This is a genomic window from Pseudomonas caspiana, assembly GCF_002158995.1.
In the GTDB taxonomy this organism is placed as follows: domain Bacteria; phylum Pseudomonadota; class Gammaproteobacteria; order Pseudomonadales; family Pseudomonadaceae; genus Aquipseudomonas; species Aquipseudomonas caspiana.
The window spans coordinates 86,312-105,180 of the sequence record NZ_LOHF01000009.1; the positions used below are offsets into that span (position 1 = coordinate 86,312).

Sequence of the window (18,869 nt, forward strand, 5' to 3'; positions counted from 1 at the left end):
TAGGAGCTCACCGAGGTTACGAGGCCAGCGATAGTGGTTTGTCTGATATATCGCAATCGCGGCCTCGCGGTGCTCGTGCGCTCCTACAGGTCTGTGTTTGTTACGTGATAGCAGGGTGTCAGGGATGCAGTCCAGATTGAACCCAATCCTGTAGGAGCTCACCGAGGTTACGAGGCCAGCGATAGTGGTTTGTCTGATATACCGCAATCGCGGCCTCGCGGTGCTCGTGCGCTCCTACAGGTGCTATGTTCCAGACGATAGCGCGCTGTCCCTGATCAGAAATCGCCCCGCAACGTGAGCATGTAGCTGCGCGGATCGCCGAACAGGTTCGAGCGGTCGGTGGCCACGGCGGTGGTGTAGTAGCGACGGTCAAACAGGTTTTCGGCGTTCAGCGAAACCTTCCAGTGTTCGTCCAATTGCCAGCTGGCGCGGGCATCCCAGATGGCGTAGCCCTGACTGCCGTAATCCAGTCCGGTTGTTGAGGCCGCCTTGTAATAGGATTGAGCCGAAACACCGCCGCCAATGGTCAGGCGGTTCCAGGCACCGGGTAGGTTGTAGCTGGTTTGCAGGCGCAGCATATGCTTGGGGGTTTCGTAGGCAACTTCAACGGCTTCGCTGTCGTTACGTAGCAGGTTGAAGGTGTAACCGCCAAAGACCTGCCAGCCTGGGAGTACTTCACCGCTGGCTTCTATGTCGATGCCTCTGCTGCGTTTGGTTACGCCGTTTATGTAGCAGTAACCGTCAAGGTCGGTAGCGCAAACTACACCTGGAGTGAGATCTGCGACGGCTACATTTTCCTGCTTGATATAGAACAGGGCCATCGACAGGTTCAGACGTTTATCGAAAAGCTCGCCTTTGATGCCCGTCTCATAGTTGTCACCTGTCGATGGTGACAATGGCGAACCGCTGGCATCAATGTAGTTACCTTGAGCGTTGAATATCTCTGCGTAGCTGGCATACCACGACCAGTTGTCGTTGATGTCGTAGACCAGGCCCGTATAAGGGGTCACTTTGCGGGTGACCTTGGACTCATAAGAGAGGGCGGCACCTTTATCGACATCGTAGTTGTAGTCATACCAACTGGCCCGACCGCCCAGTACCAGACTCAGTTTTTCCGTCATGCGCAGGCGGGAGTTGGCGTAAACGCCTGACCGCTCTTCGGTCATGTCGATATCGGTTGCCCATGCCGGCCTTGCTGGTTTGGCGAACGCGTGATGGTTTACATCGAAGATGTCCAGCGCGGTTACCCGGTTCACGGTTGCCTGTTTGGTATTGGCTTCCTGTCTGGACCACGTTGCGCCGACAGTCACCTCGTGGGTCAGGCCAAAGGCATCAAAGTTGCCATTCACATGGCTGTCCAGTCCGGTGCTGGCCACTTCATCACGACGGAACAGCACCCTGCGAAACGTCGACCCCGCGTTGGTGACTGGGCTGATCGCACCTTGCGCATAAGCAATCTGCTGATCAAAACCACCCTGCGAATACGTCATCGAAGTTGTACTGCTCCAGCGATCATTGAAGCGGTGTTCAACTTCGGCAAACACCTCGCTCATGTCGCTCTCGTGGCGGTTCCAGTCCTGCACCAGCGAGGTCGAGCGGGAAATGTCCAGCGAGTTGCCATTGCTGTAGCGCGGCAAACCATAAATCGAGTAGCCGTTAATGACGTTTTCCTGGTGACGCAGGCTTAACGTCAGCGTGGTGTCGTCATTCACGTCGGCTTCGACAATCCCGTACATCAACGGCGTGCGTGAGTCGCGCTCATCAATGTAAGAGCCATTGTCTTCGTAAGCTGTGACCATGCGACCACGCACGCTGCCGGAATCATTGAGCTTGCCGCTGGCGTCGAGGTCCATGCGGTAGCGGTCCCAGGAGCCTGCACTGGCTTGCACCGTCAGTTTGTTTTCAGCCGTCGGGCGCTTGCGCACCAGATTGACTGCGCCGCCAGGTTCGCCTGCACCGACCAGCAAACCGGAAGCACCGCGCAGCACTTCAACGCGGTCGTAAATGGCGGTATCAGGTTTCATCCAGCCGGTGATCTGGTAGCCCTGACCCGGCACGCCATCAATCAGAAAGCTTTCGGCCAGCAGCGAGAAGCCCCGCGAGGTGTAAACGTGGCCGCCGAAGTTGCGGTACTGAAAAGTAATGCCGGGTGTCTGCTCCAGCACCTTGTCGAGGCTGGTGAGTTTCTTGTCATCCATCAACTGCCGCGTCACGACGCTGACCGTCTGCGGCGTTTCCCGCAGGCTCAGGTTGAGTTTCGAGGCAGTGCTACTGCCACCGGTGGTGTAAGACCCCGTTCCATCGGTCGTAGTCCCAAGCTGGCTGACTGCGTTCACGTTGGTAGCACCCAGAATCATGGCGGAGTCACCTGACGCCGGCAATTTCTCCAGCACTACAGTACGCTCGTCCAGCAAACGCCAGGTAAACCCGCTGCCCTTGAGCAGCGTGTCCATGGCCTGGCCCAGCGTGTACTTGCCCTGCAACGCGTTGGTGCGTAGCGCCCCGACATCGCTGGAGTTGAAAATAAGACGGACGTTGGCCTGATCCGCAAGTTGGGTCAAAGCCTGATCCAGGGATTGCTCCGGTAACTTCAGATCGATACTGGTCGATGTGTCAGCGGCCTGCGCCAGGAGCGGTATCAAAGGCAGGCTGCCAGCCATGGACAACATCAGCATCAGGGTCAACGTGCGACCGCTGACCGGAGCAAATAACTTGGAAGGTGCCTGCATTTAAATCGTCCGTCTTGAATGTAGGTGGTGACACGACATGAGAATTATTCGCGCCCACCCCAACGACGAATCATCCCTACCAACCTTGCCGTCGATTGTTGAAAAATTTTTCATTGGCGTGATCTGGATAGGTCATTAAGTGCATTATCGGGAGATAGTGATGATAACTGTTCTCAGTTGAGATAGGATGCACGCCTCACCGGTCGGGGCCGTCCGAATGTCCGTTTCACCCAATTCAAACCACTTGCTGACAGTCTTTCAGGAGCATTACGGCGACCTGCTGGCCTTTCTCGCACGTCGTTTGGGGAACGTGGAAAAGGCTGCAGATGTGGCTCAGGACACCTACTTGCGGCTCGCCGGGCTGTCCGATACCGCTCAGATTCTGGAGCCGCGGGCCTTTGTTTTCCGGGTTGCGGGTAACCTTGCCATCGACCGTCTGCGTCAGGAGCAACGGCGCTCTGCATTGCAGGCCGACGATGCGCTTGATGAGGATTTGTGCGACCCGATGGCGTCGCCGGAGCGTTCGTTTCTGGCAGCCGAAGCCATCGAACAACTCGACAAAGCGTTGCAGCTGCTACCGAGCAATGCACGGTTGGCGCTATTGCTTAATCGCCTTGAAGGCATGACACACGCGCAGATCGCTACGCGTTTGGGGGTATCGGAAAGCTCGGTGGGCAAATACATTGTTCAGGCCATGCGTCACTGTCGGGATTGGCTACGTCAGTCGGAGTGCATTTAGAATGAGCGCAATGCACTTATCGCTGGCGGCTTCTTCGAGCCCTTCACCATGACCGAGCCTATGAACCAAGCAATGCCCAACGTTGAGCTCGAAGACCAGGCCATTGAGCAATGGGTGCATCTGACCTCTGGCCATGCCAACGAGTCGGACCACGCCGCTTTTGTTCGCTGGCGCCAGCAAAGCTCGGCGCATGAGGCAGCGGCCGTGCTGGCCGAGCAGATGTGGCAAGCCATCCCGCAGAGCAGAACTGCCGAACTCTTCGTGCCCCCCGCAATGCCCAAACGCCGCCCGTTGCGCTGGGTTGCACTGGCTGCCGGGTTGGGCGCATTGGCGCTGACCAGTTTTACAGAGCCTGTTCAGGTGTATTTCGCCGATCACACCACTGCGGTTGGCGAACGCAAAATGCTCACCCTCGAAGACGGCAGCCAGGTCTGGATGAACAGCGCAACGGCGTTGTCTGTGCATTACTCGGCCAACCGTCGCGACATCAGCCTGCTCAAAGGCGAGGCGCTGTTTCAAGTCAGTAAAGACGCCAACCGGCCCTTCGTCGTCCAGGCATCCGGCGGCAGCGTGCAAGCCGTCGGTACCCGCTTTGACGTCGACCGCCAGAGCCAGCGAGTTCGCGTCGGCGTCACTGAAGGCGAAGTCAAAGTCTCTTCGGGCGGCCAAGCCGTTCCTCTGAAAGTAGCTCAGCAGCTTGAGTTCGAAAACGGTTCCCCACCGTCCACCTCTAGCCCGCTGGACCTCAATACCGCGGCTGCCTGGCAGCGCGGCAAACTCATCTTCAACAGCCGCCCACTGGCTGAAGTCTTCGCCGACATCGAACGCTACATGCCCGGCTCACTGGTCGTCGCTGGCACCCTGCCGGACACCGCCGTCAGCGGCGTATTCAACCTCGACGACGTACCGGGCATGCTCAACGTGCTGTCGCGTACCCAGCCGGTGAGGATCTATCAACTGCCGTGGTTGACGGTGGTGATGAATGGCGAGGCGGTGAAAGAGGGGAAGGCGGGGATTTAGCCTGTAATAGCCACCTCCGTATTACTCGCACTATGCTGTCGCGCTGAAACACAGATCTTTGTGGGAGCAGAGCTTGCTCGCGATGCAGACGCCTCGTTGTTTCAGACGGACCGTGTCATCGTTCATCGCGAGCAAGCTCTGCTCCCACATGGGATCGCATTCCATTCAGTGATTGGTGGGGCTGCCTGGCAGGCCAACATGGCCTTTCGTTCCGCGTTGTAAGAATCTTCTGTCGGCCTTTTACGTAATCCACTACACCCCCTATAAACCGACCCCAACAACACCCTCGCTCACTCCCGCTAATTTCTCCCTCCGATAGATGCTGACGTGCCAGTCACCTGCTGGCTCAGCATCTGCTTCTGGAAGAACTAACGGTTGGAGTAAGTCATGCAGCGCATACAAGAATTACGCACCTCTCTAGGCGTGCCGATGGCTGACTTTGCCAAGGCGCTGGGCGTATCCGAGCAGGTTGTCGGGCAGTGGGAAAGTGGCGAGGCAGAACCCGGCATTCCGGCCTTGAGAGATATCGCCACGCTGTTGGGCACTAACGTCGATGACCTGATGGACTTCGCCAACAACGGCCGAAGAATGACTTCTCAGCATTGGATGCCGGGTGACGATGCCATCTTCGATGGCTTCTGGGGCCGGATGGGGCTGCTGCTTCCCGGTGAAACCAGCTGCAGTTGGTATCCCATCACCTTCGCGGAATATTCCCAGGTTGCGGAATCATTGAGCATCGAGCATGCAGAGCCGCAGTGGCTGGTGGTCAGCACCCTGAACAACCGAAAACTGCTCATCAACCCCGCTTTGATCAGGCGCATTCGACTGCTCGATGAAGCGGCCGACCGTCCGGAAGATGACGCCTGGCAACACGGTTGGGACAGCGAGGAAGGCCTATTGCCTGAACTCTATCGAGCGCTGGGCGAGTACTTCACAGATGAGCTGGCATTCGATGCCAACAACTCTCCGGTCGCTCAGCAGATTATCCATACACTGGTCGCCAAGCATGATCTGACCAGCGCGAAAGTCATGCATTTGATCAGCCATACCCATGTCCATCTCGCAAGCGGCGCGACCGCCAGCGTGCGCGCCGCCAACGCCGACATCTACAACCTGGTGCTGGACGCCTATGCGGGCATGCCGCTGGGTATCAGCCTGAGCACAAGAGACACAGAAGAGGAAAACCACTTCTCACCGCTGCAAGTGGCGTTGGTGGATATCCCGCTGCTCCAGTATCAGGCGGCGGAGATTGAGGCATCGGCGGAGATGGAGGGCGTCTGATAACGCTGACGTAGGACCGGCTAAAGCGGGTCTTACGGTTTTCGCAGATCCTGTGGGAGCGAGGCTTGCCCGCGATGAACGATAACGCGGAATATCCGCCTGTTTGCGTCGTCTTGGTCGCGGGCAAATCAATCTCCCCCGCTAAAGCGGCTATCATGAACGCCCCGCAATCCGCGTCCACAGCCAAAACCCCAGCGCCACAACACTAATCGAAGCCCCCAACATACAAACCGCCACCCAGCCCCAACGTGCATAAACCTGGTTCCAGGCTGGTGAAGTGCATTCGGTGCTCTTGGATAAAACGGGTGAGCAGCCGGTGGTCGCGTTGGAGTTCGGTCTGCGGAAGGGTGACTTCTTGGGCGGAGGATTGATATCGGAGGCAGGTGGTTAACAGGGAGTACGCTGTTATCAAATACCGCCAAAATTCAGGAAAACGCACGCTATAGCGTGTGGTTATCAAGGCGTCAGCATTGAAAAATGGCTCGCAATTACGCAAGGACTTGAGCCATTTATGAACTGCACTGTATCCGCTTCACTTCCTGAAAACCTGACCAAACTTCAAATTGTCAGCGCGATTTACGCCTACCTGATGACAAGCTGGGAGGAACTGCCCGACCAACACAAACGCACTCTGGGTTTTGACTTTATTGTCGGCAGCGAAGGGGAGGACGCCGCGCTGAGTCACTTGGCTCGGTTGTTCATGGCATATGCGGATTTGTCGTTTCGGCGGGCGTTGGTCGCCAGGCGCAGGAGGCTTGGTATAGACGCTACGGAAGATTCTGGATTCGTTGATTGATTTGTTTCGGTGACCTTTCGAAAAGTCTCAATCCGCACATAGCCAAACGCTTACACGCGATAGAGAAAACTGCCATTTTCAGACATGCCCGACAGGCATAATCTTGGATCCAACCACTGACGAGCAGGAAGCCCGTCAGGATCAAGGACGATCGACCATGAAAGGATACTGCCGACAGGGAGTTGGAATGGTACTGGACAAAAAACCCGCTTCGGCGGGTTTTTTTATTGGGGGCGAAATTACTTTCCATCGCCCACTAAAAAGCCGGCTTGTGGCCGGCTTCTCAAGGACGAACTTGGTTTGTTTTTGGCAAACCGTGCTCGCCTTTAACAGGTGCGCTCAGCAAGCTGGCGCTAATTTGGATGGTTATGCCGCTCAGGTTTCAGCATGGCGTAACCGTCGGCATCGAAGCGTTGTGTACTTCGGGCCGGGATGGCGCAGAGGATACTGATGTTCGCGGCGCTTGCCCAGTCTTGAAACACTTTGTTGGAAGATCTGTCGTCGTGGCTGTCGGCGAAATGAAAGTCCATCTGACGCGCCACGATTTTTTGTAGGAGCTGCCGAAGGCTGCGAAAGCATGTTCATGACCGACCGATTCGCAGCCTTCGGCAGCTCCTACAGAGAGGTGTCCACCCCACGATGGATCAGCTCACCGAAACGCTATCGCATGGCGTCGCGTATTCAGCGTCGACCACCAGAACACCCAGCCCAGCACGCGGATGCCTTGTTGCTCGATCTGTTCTGCAGTGAACAGTTCGTCAGGATGTTCGGTGCTGTTGTGGCTGCGCAGGCGCAGGCCGTTGCCGGGTAGGCGGTAGAGGTATTTCACGCGGAGCATGCCGCCGTGTTCGAGGGCATACATTTCGCCGTCGATGATGCGGGTCAGGCCGCGGTCGATGCCGATTACGGAGCCGTCCTGGATTTTGTCGGCCATGCTGTTGCCGATCATGGCGACGCAGATGGCGTTGTCGATGTTGATGTTCATGCTTTGCAGCACGTGCAGCGGCAGGCGGACTTTCTTGCCGGGGGCTTCGGCGATGAGGACGTCGCCGGTGTCCGATTCGGTTTCCTTATAGACCGGCACTTCCACGTCGCTGCGCAGCGAGCTGCGGCTGGTGTGACGGGACGCACCGCTGTCGCCGCCATTGTTTTCATTGGCCGAGTCGCACGGGTGCTTGGGGCCTTCGCCCGTGCGCAGCCACCGCGCGTTGACGGTTAACAGTTCAGCCACTTCGTCCAGCCGGGCCATGGGGATGCCACGCTTGAACCAGTTGTTCACATGCTGAGGCGTGACTTTCCGGTTGGCGGCGAAGTCCGTGGCTGAGAGATGGCACTCCCGCAGGAGGGCGCGTAGTCGATCACCTGATGTATTCATGACCCCGAGTTTACGGCGCTCGGTAACGGGTTTAAATAAACGAGGTGTTCAAATGAGCGGTGCGTCTAATTGTCTTGCGAGCCGCGGGATTACAGGGTTTTGCGGGTTTTGTAGGCGGCTTCTGTCATTAGTTGGCGGCAGGTAAACAGTGCGTACTCTGCTCGGTGCGCAATTGCAGGTGGGGAGGTTTGTTTATCGGGTTTAACAAGGGGGGTTGTTTGTTTGGTGCGTGTTTACTGAAAAAACCTGATTGTTTTCGCAGGAAGACTAATCGGCGTGAATGTTTGCGGGAGCGTTTGAAAGAGAAAGGAGGGTTTTGCGAGGGATGTTAACGGAGCATCTGCTGGCAGACACTCCGTTGACGATGCAGCAATCGATCAGCCTTTGTAGGCAGCAACCGATTTGGTGATCTCGGCACGGGCAGCGTCTGCGTTGCCCCAACCTTCGATTTTCACCCATTTTCCTTTTTCGAGATCTTTGTAGTTCTCGAAGAAGTGCTTGATCTGCTCCAGCAGCAGTGGAGGCAGGTCGGTGTATTCCTTCACGTCGACGTACAACTGGGACAGCTTGTCGTGTGGGACTGCGATGACTTTGGCATCGCCGCCGCCGTCGTCGGTCATGTGCAGGATGCCGACTGGACGGGCGCGGATAACCGAACCTGGAGTCACTGGGTAAGGGGTCACGACCAGCACGTCGAGGGGGTCACCGTCGTCAGCCAGGGTGTTCGGGATGAAACCGTAGTTGGCCGGGTAGAACATCGGCGTCGCCATGAAACGGTCAACGAACAGGCAATCGGAATCTTTGTCGATTTCGTATTTGATCGGCGCGTGGTTGGCCGGAATTTCGATCGCGACGTAGATGTCGTTCGGCAGGTCTTTACCGGCCGGAATCTTGCTGTAGCTCATTGGGCATTGCCCCCCTTGATTGACCAGACGGCTTTGGCTGGTTACGCCAAAAAGTGGGCCGGATTATAGGCATATTCTGTTGGTGTTGCCACGCGTGGCAGCCTGCAGGGGTTAGTCCTGATTCTGGTAGGAAGGTTCATCACGCTGCAGGGTTTGCAGGCGGCTGAGCGGGTCCTGACGATAGAAGGCTTTGAGCTGCTGATAGACCGCCGGGTAGGCGTCGGCCAATAGGTCCGGCGCGCAGAAGAAGTATTCGCTGGTCACGGCGAAAAACTCGGCCGGGTCTTCGGCGGCGTAGGGGTCGATGGCGGTTTCGATGTCTGGATCTGCATCAAGCTGGCGGTTCATGTCGTCGTAGGCGTGCTGCATGACGCTGGCCCACTGGCTGACCTGCATGTCGCCGTGCAGCGGCGGCAGACCGTTGGCGTCGCCGTTAAGCATGTCGAGTTTATGCGCCAGTTCGTGGATCACCAGGTTGTACTGCTCCCAGTTGCCACTGGACAGCACGCCGGGCAGCGCGAGGATAACCGGGCCTTGCTGCCAGGCTTCGCCGCTGTGTTCGCCGTCCCATTCGTGTTCGATGCCGCTGGGGTCGCGATGGCGCTGTGGGCTGACGAAGTCGTCGGGGTAGATCACCAGTTCGTGAAACCCCTGATACCAGTTCAGATCGCCAAGGTTGAGCAATGGCAGTTGAGCCTGTGCGGCGAGATGCAGGCGCTGTTCGTCGTTGAGTTCGACACCCGGCAAACAGGTGATGTGCTTGTCTTGCAGGAACAGCACGCTGTTTTCCCGCAGCAGGGCGTCGTGTTCGGCGCTCAGGCCATCGAGGATCGGCAAGCCCTGACGCACCCGATGCCACAGTTCGGGGGCAACCGGGCTCTTGGCCAGCCTGCGTTGTCGACGCCATTGGCTAAACGACCACATGCTTTAGCGGGCGTCCGCCGAGCGAGCCATACGACCGCGCACCACGCTGATGATCATTGGCAGCAGCGTTACCACGATGATCGCCAGCACCAATACCGACAGGTTCTTCTTGATGAAAGGCACGTTGCCAAAGAAGTAGCCGAGGGAGACCAGACTGCCGACCCACAGCACCGAGCCCAGCACGCTGAAACCGAGGAAGCGTGGGTAATGCATTTTGCCGACACCGGCGACAAACGGCGCGAACGTGCGAATGATCGGCAGAAATCGCGCCAGGGTGACGGTCTTGCCGCCATGGCGGTCGTAGAACTCGTGAGTGCGTGCCAGATAGTCGCGGCGGAAAATCTTCGAGTTGGGGTTCTGGAAGAGTTTTTCCCCGGCGGTGCGGCCGATGATGTAGTTAGTGCTGTCACCAATAATCGCTGCAGACATCAGCAGGCAAGCCAGCAACACGGGGTCCATAGCGCCACCGGCTGCTACTGCGCCAGCGATAAACAGCAGCGAATCACCCGGCAGGAACGGCATCACCACCAGACCGGTTTCGCAAAAAATCACCAGAAACAGGATCGCGTAGACCCAGGTGCCGTAGTTGGTTACGAGTAAATCGAGGTACACATCCAAGTGCAGAATCAGGTCGAGCGGGTTGAAATCCATGTATGGCACCAATAGCGGAGACCCAGACCGGGTCACGTGCGGAAGTAACTACTGAGGGGTTGCGGCGGGATTATAGAAGCAGAATGGGTGGGGAGGGGGAAACATAGAACCTGTTTGCCGTAGGACCGGCTTTAGCCGGGAGAGGGCCGTCACATTGCGGCATATCTTTCGTCCGGGACGACGCCCTCTCGGCTAAAGCCGGTCCTACGAGGTCGCGCGGTCGCTGTGGGAGCGAGGCTTGCCCGCGATGAAAGATTACGCGGTCTGTCTGACGTAACTCAGCGCCTGAATCGCGAGCAAGCTCTGCTCCCACGAGGGAGATTCCTATAACCGTTTAATCCTCGCTGATCGGCAAGACATAGTTTTTGAATTGAGTATCTTCGCGAAACCCGATGGATTCGTAGACCTTTTGTGCCACTTCGTTGTTGCTGCTGGTCGACACGCGCATGCGGACGGCCTGGGTGTCTTTGGCCATTTTCTTTGCGGTGCGCATCAGGTGGTCGGCGACCAGTTGGCGGCGGGCGTCTTCGGCGACATAGATATCGTTGAGGATCCATACACGTTTCAGCGACAGCGACGAATAACTTGGATACAGCTGACAAAAACCCAGCAGCTTTTTGTCATCGTCGGCAGCCAGCGCCAGATAGATCACCGATTCATCGCGGCTCAGGCGTTTCTCGAGAAAGGCACGGGACGAATCCGGAAACGGCAGTTCGCCATAGAACTCGCGGTATTTGACGAATAGCGGGGTTAGCAGGTCCAGGTGTTCCAGTGTGGCTTTAACAATCCGCATGGTTGGGCCTCAACTTCTCGATGACAAATGTTCTATCAGGCTTGCCGCCCGATGCTGCCGAATGCGTTTAGAAAGCGCAATCTAATGCTCAGTCCGATGGCCCCGCGAGTAGGAAGTTGCCCTTGGTGTTCAGTGGCTCGTCGGATTCCAGGCTGTTCAATTGCGCGTCGTCCTTGAGATTGACCCCGGACAAACCCCGTGTGCAGGCTTCTCGCATCAAGTAAAGCAGACGATGCGCGGCCATTGCGTAACTCAGCCCTTCCAGTCGCACATTCGAGATGCAGTTGCGGTGCGCGTCATTGAGGCCGACCTTGGGGGCGTAGGTGAAATACAGGCCCAGGCTATCCGGCGAGCTGAGGCCGGGACGTTCGCCGATCAGAATCACCGACATTTTTGCACCGAGCAGTTCGCCGATCTCATCAGCGATGGCGACCCGGCCTTGTTCCACCAGAATCACCGGCGAAAGCGTCCAGCCTTCGGCGCTGGCCAGTTCTTCCATCCGCGCCAGAAACGGCACGGTGTGGCGATGAACGGCCAGCGAAGACAAGCCATCGGCGACCACCACGGCGACATCAATCCCGTCGGGATGCGCTGCTGCATAGTCGCGCAGGGTTTGCGCCGAGGCTTCGTCCAGTCGACGGCCCTTGTCCGGGCGTTGCAGGTAGCTGTCCCGGTCCGCTGCGGCGCTGTGTAAATGCAGGGTCTCGCGATTTTTGGCGGCCAGTTGTTCGCTGAGCGCTGCGTGATCGAACGGCAAATGCACAGCGTCCCGAGCCTGCGCATGGGCAAACTGGAAATCCAGTTGCGCGCTGGTCGGCAGGCTGGTGCCGGTGCGTCCCAAGGCAATCCGCGCGGGTGTCAGGCGGCGCAGTTCGAGCCACGGGTTTGGCGTGTTGTCGGGTTTGCTTTCAGGAAGATCGTCCATCAATTGGTCACTCATGCCAGATGCGCCAAAGCGTTGCGAAAGGCGGGTGGCAGGCTGTCACCGAAGTGTATGCGGCCATCGGTCTGGGTGAAGATGCCCATTTTTTCCAGCCATGCTTCGTATTCCGGCGCAGCCCGCAGCCCCAACGTCTGCCGGGCGTAGAGAGCGTCGTGGAACGAGGTGGTCTGGTAGTTGAGCATGATGTCGTCAGAGCCCGGAATGCCCATGATGAAGTTGATGCCCGCCACGCCCAGCAGCGTCAGCAGGGTATCCATGTCGTCTTGATCGGCTTCGGCGTGGTTGGTGTAGCAAATGTCACAACCCATGGGCACGCCCAGCAACTTGCCACAGAAGTGATCTTCAAGCCCGGCGCGAATGATCTGCTTGCCGTTGTACAGGTATTCCGGGCCGATGAAGCCGACCACGGTGTTGACCAGAAACGGGTTGAAGTGCCGCGCAACGGCATAGGCGCGGGCCTCGCAGGTTTGCTGATCGAGGCCGTGATGGGCGTTGGCAGACAGTGCACTGCCTTGGCCCGTCTCGAAATACATCAGGTTCTGGCCCAGCGTGCCGCGATTCAGGCTCAAACCGGCTTCATAACCTTCTTGCAATAGATTGAGGTTGATGCCGAAACTGGAGTTGGCCGCTTCGGTGCCGGTAATCGACTGGAAGACCAGGTCCACTGGCACACCGCGGTTGATCACTTCAATCGATGTCGTGACGTGGGTCAGCACACAGGCCTGAGTCGGGATTTCATAGCGCTGGATGATTGCGTCGAGCATTTCCAGCAGGGCAACGATAGACGAGGTGCTGTCGGTGGCCGGGTTGATGCCGATCATGGCGTCGCCGTTGCCGTACAGCAGGCCGTCAAGAATGCTCGCGGCGATACCGGAGGGTTCATCTGTCGGGTGATTGGGTTGCAGGCGTGTCGATAAGCGACCGCGCAGGCCCAAGGTGCCGCGAAACTTTGTGATCACACGAATCTTCTGCGCCACCAGCACCAGATCTTGAACGCGCATGATCTTTGATACGGCGGCTGCCATTTCTGGTGTCAGGCCGGGAGCTAGGGCGCGCAGGCTGGCTTCGTCGGCCTTGTCGCTGAGCAGCCAGTCACGGAAGCCGCCTACGGTCAGATGGCTGACGGGGGCGAAAGCCAGTGTGTCGTGGGTATCGATGATCAGCCGGGTGACTTCGTCCTGCTCATACGGGATCAGCGCTTCTTCGAGGAGGTGTTTGAGCGGAATGTTCGCCAGCGCCATTTGCGCGGCAACCCGCTCACCATCGTTGAGCGCTGCTACGCCCGCCAGAAAATCCCCCGAACGCGCGGGACTGGCCTTGGCCATGACGTCCTTGAGGCTATCGAAGCGATACGTCTGTGCGCCGACGGAGTGGGAAAAGCTTGCCATACACATTCTCCATGACGCCCCGGTTCAAGTTCGGGGCGAAGGCAGCAAAGTAAGCAATTAATACTCCATCACGGGCTAAGTCGCCAATTACCGGGGTGGATGTGTCGTGAATGCGGTGGGATACGGCGGTTTGTGAACCAATTTGGAGCGTTAAGCTCTCTCTGAGCTGGAATGCAATCCCCCTGTGGGAGCTGAGCTTGCTCGCGATAAGGCTGGATGCGATCTCAAGTGAACCGTCTCCAGCCTTATCGCGAGCAAGCTCAGCTCCCACAAGGGTTTACGCGTGCCTTCGAGAACACCAATGGCCTCCGAAGAGGCCATTGGCAGTCAATCAACCTGGCTTAGAAAAAGCCCAGCGGGTTGGTGTCGTAGCTCACCAGCAGGTTTTTGGTCTGCTGATAGTGCTCGAGCGCGACTTTGTGGGTTTCGCGACCAACGCCGGATTTTTTGTAGCCGCCGAACGCCGCGTGCGCCGGATACAGGTGGTAGCAGTTGGTCCACACGCGACCGGCCTTGATTGCGCGGCCTACGCGGTAAGCGCGGTTGATATCTCGCGTCCACAGGCCAGCACCCAGACCGAACTCGGTGTCGTTGGCGATAGCCACTGCTTCGGCTTCATCCTTGAAGGTGGTGACGCTGACCACCGGGCCGAAGATTTCCTCCTGAAAGACGCGCATCTTGTTATTGCCTTTAAGCAGCGTTGGCTGAATGTAATAACCGGTCGCCAGATCGCCTTCCAGTTTTTCCACCTTGCCACCTGTCAACAGCTCGGCACCTTCGCCTTGGGCGATTTCCAGATAAGAGAGGATCTTGTCGAACTGCTGCTGCGACGCTTGCGCGCCGACCATGGTGTCGGTGTCCAGTGGGTCGCCGCGCTTGATCTTCAGGACCTTCTTCATCACCACTTCCATGAACTGCGGGTAGATCGACTCCTGAACCAGCGCGCGGGAAGGGCAGGTGCAGACTTCGCCCTGATTGAAGAACGCCAGTACCACGCCTTCTGCGGCTTTTTCGATGAACTCGGGTTCGGCGTTCATGATGTCTTCGAAGAAGATGTTCGGCGACTTGCCGCCCAGCTCGACGGTGGACGGGATGATGTTATCTGCCGCCAGCTTCATGATGTGCGAACCCACCGGGGTCGAGCCGGTGAAGGCGATTTTGGCGATACGCTTGCTGCTGGCCAGGGCTTCACCTGCTTCACGGCCGTAACCTTGGACAATATTGAGCACGCCAGGCGGCAGCAAGTCGCCGATCAGTTCAACCAGCACACTGATGCCTAGAGGCGTTTGTTCGGCGGGTTTGAGGACGATGCAGTTACCCGCTGCCAGGGCGGGAGCGAGTTTCCACGCGGCCATCAGGATCGGGAAGTTCCACGGGATTATCTGCCCGACCACACCCAGCGGTTCATGTATGTGATAAGCCACGGTATTGCCGTCGATCTCGGCTGCGGTGCCTTCCTGAGCGCGTAATACGCCTGCGAAATAGCGGAAGTGATCGACTGCCAACGGGATGTCGGCATTGAGGGTTTCGCGGATGGCCTTGCCGTTGTCCCAGGTTTCAGTGATCGCCAGGATCTCGAGATTTTGCTCGATGCGATCGGCGATTTTCAGCAGGGTCAGGGAGCGCTCTTGCACGGAGGTTGTGCCCCAGGCGTCGGCAGCGGCATGGGCTGCATCCAGAGCTTTGTCGATGTCTTCGGCAGTGGAGCGCGGGAAATCAGCGATAGGCTTGCCAGTAATCGGCGAGGTATTGGTGAAATATTGACCTTTGACCGGCGCAACGAACTCGCCGCCAATATAGTTACCGTAGCGTTCCTTGAAGTTGACCAGAGCGCCTTCGGTACCGGGATGTGCGTAACGCATGGTGATTTCTCCTGATTTTTTGTTGTTGGGAGAGCTGCCATGACAGTAGCTCTGAATCGTGCGGTTGTTCAAGCGTAGAGCAAAGGGGCGGGCTTTGCCGGTAGACTCGAATCGGGTGGTTTCTGGAGATGCAGCGGTCTCTAAGTTCCTGCCCCGACTCGTGCGCTCCTAAAGGCAGTGCCAGTCGCCCCGACAAACACTAAGTGCCATTTCACCCTCCCTGCGCTAACCTGCGCGGATGTTTTAAGAGGTGGTCATGCATATTCATATCCTTGGTATTTGCGGCACGTTCATGGGTTCTCTGGCGGTGCTCGCCAAAGAGTTGGGACATCGGGTGACCGGTTCCGACGCCAATGTCTATCCGCCGATGAGCACGCAATTGCAGGCTCAGGGCATCGAGCTGACGCAGGGTTATGACCCGGCTCAACTGGACCCTGCGCCGGATGTTGTGGTGATTGGCAACGCGCTGTCGCGTGGCAACCCTGCCGTTGAATATGTGCTCAATAAAGGTTTGCCGTATGTGTCCGGCCCGCAATGGCTGGCCGATCATGTGCTTCAAGGTCGCTGGGTGCTGGCAGTCGCAGGTACTCACGGCAAGACCACCACCAGCAGCATGCTGGCCTGGGTGCTGGAACATGCAGGCATGAGCCCCGGTTTCCTGATCGGTGGCGTGCCGCAGAACTTCGCGGTGTCGGCCCGGTTGGGCGGCACGCCGTTCTTCGTGGTCGAGGCCGACGAGTACGACAGCGCCTTCTTCGACAAACGCTCCAAGTTCGTTCATTACCGTCCGCGCACCGCAATCCTCAATAACCTTGAGTTCGATCACGCTGACATCTTCCCCGACCTGCCTGCTATCGAGCGCCAGTTCCATCACTTGGTGCGGACTATCCCGAGTGAAGGTCTGGTCATTCATCCGACCACCGAACCTGCGCTGACCCGCGTGATACAGATGGGCTGCTGGACGCCCGTGCAGACCACTGGTCAAGGCGGTCAGTGGCAAGCACGTCTTTTGCGCGAAGACGGTTCGCAGTTCGAAGTGATCTTCGAAGGCGAAGTACAGGGAACGGTTGACTGGGACATGACCGGCCAGCACAACGTTGCGAATGCCTTGGCTACGCTTGCAGCTGCGCGCCATGTTGGCGTGGTACCGGCGATGGGCGTCGAAGCCTTGAGCGCGTTCAAAAGCGTCAAACGTCGCATGGAAAAAGTCGCGGAAGTGCGCGGCATCACTATTTACGACGATTTCGCTCACCACCCGACCGCCATCGCCACCACGCTGGATGGCTTGCGCAAGAAAGTCGGTGATGCGCCCTTGATCGCGATCATCGAACCGCGCTCCAACTCCATGAAACTCGGCGCTCACCGCGACGGTTTGCCGGAAAGCGTGCAGCAGGCTGATCAGGTGGTCTGGTACGCACCGGCCAATCTGGGTTGGGACCTGGGCGCGACCGCAGCGCAATGTTCAGTACCGGCAGTGGTCTGCGATTCTCTGGAAGGCATCATTGCCCGCGTGAAAAGTCAGGCTCAGCCCGGCACTCACGTGGTGATCATGAGCAACGGCGGCTTTGGCGGCCTGCATGGCAAACTCGCCGAGGCGCTGCAATGAGTGGCCCGGAGCGCATTACCCTGGCGATGACCGGCGCGTCCGGCGCGCAGTACGGCTTGCGCCTGCTGGATTGTCTGGTACGTGAAGATCGCGAAGTGCACTTTTTGATCTCCAAGGCCGCGCAACTGGTGATGGCGACTGAAACCGACGTTTCGCTGCCACCGAAGTCGGCGATGATGCAGGCGTTTCTCACTGAATACACCGGTGCCGCCGCAGGGCAAATTCGGGTGTATGGCAAGGAAGACTGGATGTCGCCGGTGGCCTCGGGCTCGGGCTCGCCTGCCGCGATGGTGGTGGTGCCGTGTTCCACGGGTTCGTTGTCGGCGATTGCGACCGGCGCTTGCAACAACTTGATCGAGCGCGCCGCTGACGTGACCCTCAAGGAGCGTCGGCAGTTGATTCTGGTCCCTCGAGAGGCGCCGTTTTCCAGCATTCATCTGGAAAACATGCTCAAATTGTCGAACATGGGCGCTGTGATTCTGCCTGCTTCGCCCGGCTTTTATCACCAGCCACAGACCATTGATGATCTGGTGGACTTTGTTGTGGCGCGGATTCTCAACCTGCTCAACATCCCGCAAGACATGCTGCCGCGCTGGGGCGAGCACCACATGGGCGGCGATGAGTAAGCTGCTGCTGATTGCGCTGGCGCTGAGCCTGACGGGCTGCGCAACCGCCCGCACGCTCAATTCTGCACAGCCCGGTGCGCCGGTGGTCTATGCCGGTACGCGGCTGGATTTGTATGCGATGCAGGGGGGCTGCTGTGCAATGGACCGTTTCGGTGCACATGCGCCGAGCTATCCAGGCCTGGACCTGCCGTCCAGCGCGTTGCTCGATACGCTGTTGCTGCCGTTGTCACTGTTGACTGCGGCAGGTGTGGGCTTTCAAGCGAGTGGTGGGTTGTAATTCGCTGTGTATAGGCTGTCAGATCTATAGGCGCTCCGCTGTCTCGCGGCAAACGGTAGACCTGTAGGAGCGCACGAGCACCACGAGGCCGCGATAGCGATTTATCAAGCAGGACGCCATCGCTGCCTCGCGATGCTCGTGAACTCCTACAGGATTAAATTAAATCTGGACCTGCATCCCTGACACGCCGCAGTCGCGAAACAACACAGACTTGTAGGAGTGAGCTTGCTCGCGATGCTCGTTAGCTCCTACAGGAAAGTATTCCCAATCAGATAGTTGTAGTTGTTTGAGAGGGGCGCTGGTTTCAGGAAATCACTTCCCCAAACGCCTTAATTCATCCGACTCCACAATCCGCACCCCTGATTGCTCTTCAAGCGCCAGACGCCAAAGCGCTCTGCCTAACGTGCACGCTTCAATCGCGCCATATTTTCCCGGAATCAGCTTGGCCAATGGTGCTGCAAGTTGCTCAGCCAGACGCTGTTCGCTACGGTTGCCTACCAGCAGGGAAGGGCGGGCGATGGTCAGTTGCGGCCAGTCCTGGGCAATGAGCGCCTGCTCCATCTCGCCTTTGATACGCGTATAGAAAACGCTGGATCTCGTGTCGGCATTGATCGCGCTGATCACCAGCAAGTGCCTTGCGCCCAGCTCCCGGGCGCGTTTGGCGAAGGCCACGACCAGATCCAGATCAACTGCTTTGAATGCCTCTTGCGAACCGGCCTGCTTGATCGTCGTACCCAGGCAGCAGAACGCGATATCGACCTGCCCACTCAAACCGGGCAACAGCCCGCTCAGTTCGCCGACCGGGTTTTCCAGATGCGAATGCTCGGGCACTGGCCGACGAGTCGGTGCCAGCACGCGGCTTATAGTGGGTTCATTGAGCAGGCGATCCAGCAAGTGTTCGCCGGTGAGGCCGGTAGCTCCCGCAAGCAGGATGTGTTGAGGCGTCAAGTACAT

At 58.0% G+C, this 18,869-nt stretch carries 18 protein-coding genes; 7 read left to right on the top strand and 11 right to left on the bottom strand.

Annotation, left to right across the window (positions count from 1 at the left end; translation table 11 throughout):
- Window positions 1-275: 275 nt before the first annotated feature.
- Entirely contained in the window at window positions 276-2,729 is a 2,454-nt protein-coding gene (locus AUC60_RS12770) for a TonB-dependent siderophore receptor (protein ID WP_238599570.1), read from the bottom strand.
- 217 nt (window positions 2,730-2,946) lie between these two features.
- On the opposite strand from AUC60_RS12770, the gene AUC60_RS12775 reads away from it, so the two are divergent.
- The 4 genes from AUC60_RS12775 to AUC60_RS12790 all read left to right on the top strand — a co-directional run bounded on the left by AUC60_RS12775 (window position 2,947) and on the right by AUC60_RS12790 (window position 6,565).
- On the top strand, window positions 2,947-3,468 hold the full coding sequence (locus tag AUC60_RS12775; RefSeq protein ID WP_087267562.1) for a sigma-70 family RNA polymerase sigma factor: 522 nt from the start codon (window positions 2,947-2,949) through the stop codon (window positions 3,466-3,468).
- 60 nt (window positions 3,469-3,528) lie between these two features.
- Window positions 3,529-4,488: a FecR family protein gene (locus tag AUC60_RS12780; protein WP_238599571.1), complete on the top strand. Its 960-nt coding sequence runs from the start codon at window positions 3,529-3,531 to the stop codon at window positions 4,486-4,488.
- 387 nt (window positions 4,489-4,875) lie between these two features.
- Entirely contained in the window at window positions 4,876-5,769 is an 894-nt protein-coding gene (locus tag AUC60_RS12785) for a helix-turn-helix domain-containing protein (protein ID WP_087267565.1), read from the top strand.
- 511 nt (window positions 5,770-6,280) lie between these two features.
- On the top strand, window positions 6,281-6,565 hold the full coding sequence (locus tag AUC60_RS12790) for a hypothetical protein (protein WP_238599572.1): 285 nt from the start codon (window positions 6,281-6,283) through the stop codon (window positions 6,563-6,565).
- Between the two features lie 353 nt (window positions 6,566-6,918).
- On the opposite strand, the gene AUC60_RS27860 is transcribed toward AUC60_RS12790, so the two are convergent.
- The 9 genes from AUC60_RS27860 to exaC all read right to left on the bottom strand — a co-directional run bounded on the left by AUC60_RS27860 (window position 6,919) and on the right by exaC (window position 15,406).
- Window positions 6,919-7,095 (bottom strand): hypothetical protein, encoded by a 177-nt coding sequence (locus AUC60_RS27860; protein WP_158099120.1) that lies wholly within the window; start codon window positions 7,093-7,095, stop codon window positions 6,919-6,921.
- 119 nt (window positions 7,096-7,214) lie between these two features.
- Window positions 7,215-7,940, bottom strand: a complete 726-nt coding sequence (locus AUC60_RS12795; RefSeq protein WP_087267567.1) for a LexA family transcriptional regulator — start codon at window positions 7,938-7,940, stop codon at window positions 7,215-7,217.
- 377 nt (window positions 7,941-8,317) lie between these two features.
- Window positions 8,318-8,845 (bottom strand): inorganic diphosphatase, encoded by a 528-nt coding sequence (ppa, locus tag AUC60_RS12800; protein ID WP_003317259.1) that lies wholly within the window; start codon window positions 8,843-8,845, stop codon window positions 8,318-8,320.
- Window positions 8,846-8,956: 111 nt separating this feature from the next.
- A complete protein-coding gene (locus AUC60_RS12805) occupies window positions 8,957-9,769 on the bottom strand; it encodes a M90 family metallopeptidase (RefSeq protein ID WP_087267570.1) in 813 nt (270 codons plus the stop codon).
- A gap of 3 nt (window positions 9,770-9,772) precedes the next feature.
- Entirely contained in the window at window positions 9,773-10,420 is a 648-nt protein-coding gene (locus tag AUC60_RS12810) for a DedA family protein (protein WP_087267573.1), read from the bottom strand.
- Window positions 10,421-10,754: 334 nt separating this feature from the next.
- On the bottom strand, window positions 10,755-11,213 hold the full coding sequence (locus tag AUC60_RS12815; protein ID WP_087267576.1) for a GNAT family N-acetyltransferase: 459 nt from the start codon (window positions 11,211-11,213) through the stop codon (window positions 10,755-10,757).
- Window positions 11,214-11,301: 88 nt separating this feature from the next.
- A complete protein-coding gene (gene eutC, locus AUC60_RS12820) occupies window positions 11,302-12,153 on the bottom strand; it encodes an ethanolamine ammonia-lyase subunit EutC (protein WP_087267579.1) in 852 nt (283 codons plus the stop codon).
- A complete protein-coding gene (locus AUC60_RS12825; protein ID WP_087267582.1) occupies window positions 12,150-13,544 on the bottom strand; it encodes an ethanolamine ammonia-lyase subunit EutB in 1,395 nt (464 codons plus the stop codon). Before AUC60_RS12825 ends, eutC begins: the two co-directional genes overlap by 4 nt.
- A 341-nt stretch (window positions 13,545-13,885) precedes the next feature.
- Window positions 13,886-15,406, bottom strand: coding sequence for an acetaldehyde dehydrogenase ExaC (exaC, locus tag AUC60_RS12830; RefSeq protein WP_087267584.1), 1,521 nt, complete (start codon window positions 15,404-15,406; stop codon window positions 13,886-13,888).
- A 256-nt stretch (window positions 15,407-15,662) separates the two neighbouring features.
- Between exaC and mpl the strand changes: the two genes are divergently transcribed.
- The 3 genes from mpl to AUC60_RS12845 are packed head-to-tail and all read left to right on the top strand — an operon-like array spanning window position 15,663 to window position 17,915.
- Window positions 15,663-17,012, top strand: a complete 1,350-nt coding sequence (gene mpl / locus AUC60_RS12835; protein WP_087267587.1) for a UDP-N-acetylmuramate:L-alanyl-gamma-D-glutamyl-meso-diaminopimelate ligase — start codon at window positions 15,663-15,665, stop codon at window positions 17,010-17,012.
- Entirely contained in the window at window positions 17,009-17,638 is a 630-nt protein-coding gene (ubiX, locus tag AUC60_RS12840) for a flavin prenyltransferase UbiX (RefSeq protein ID WP_027897914.1), read from the top strand. The genes mpl and ubiX overlap by 4 nt, the downstream gene beginning before the upstream one ends.
- Window positions 17,631-17,915 (top strand): YceK/YidQ family lipoprotein, encoded by a 285-nt coding sequence (locus tag AUC60_RS12845; protein WP_087267590.1) that lies wholly within the window; start codon window positions 17,631-17,633, stop codon window positions 17,913-17,915. The genes ubiX and AUC60_RS12845 overlap by 8 nt, the downstream gene beginning before the upstream one ends.
- Before the next feature lie 312 nt (window positions 17,916-18,227).
- Here AUC60_RS12845 and AUC60_RS12850 read toward each other — a convergent pair whose 3' ends face one another.
- The gene (locus AUC60_RS12850) at window positions 18,228-18,869 is read right to left on the bottom strand and encodes an oxidoreductase (RefSeq protein ID WP_087267593.1); all 642 of its coding nucleotides are present in this window, start codon (window positions 18,867-18,869) and stop codon (window positions 18,228-18,230) included.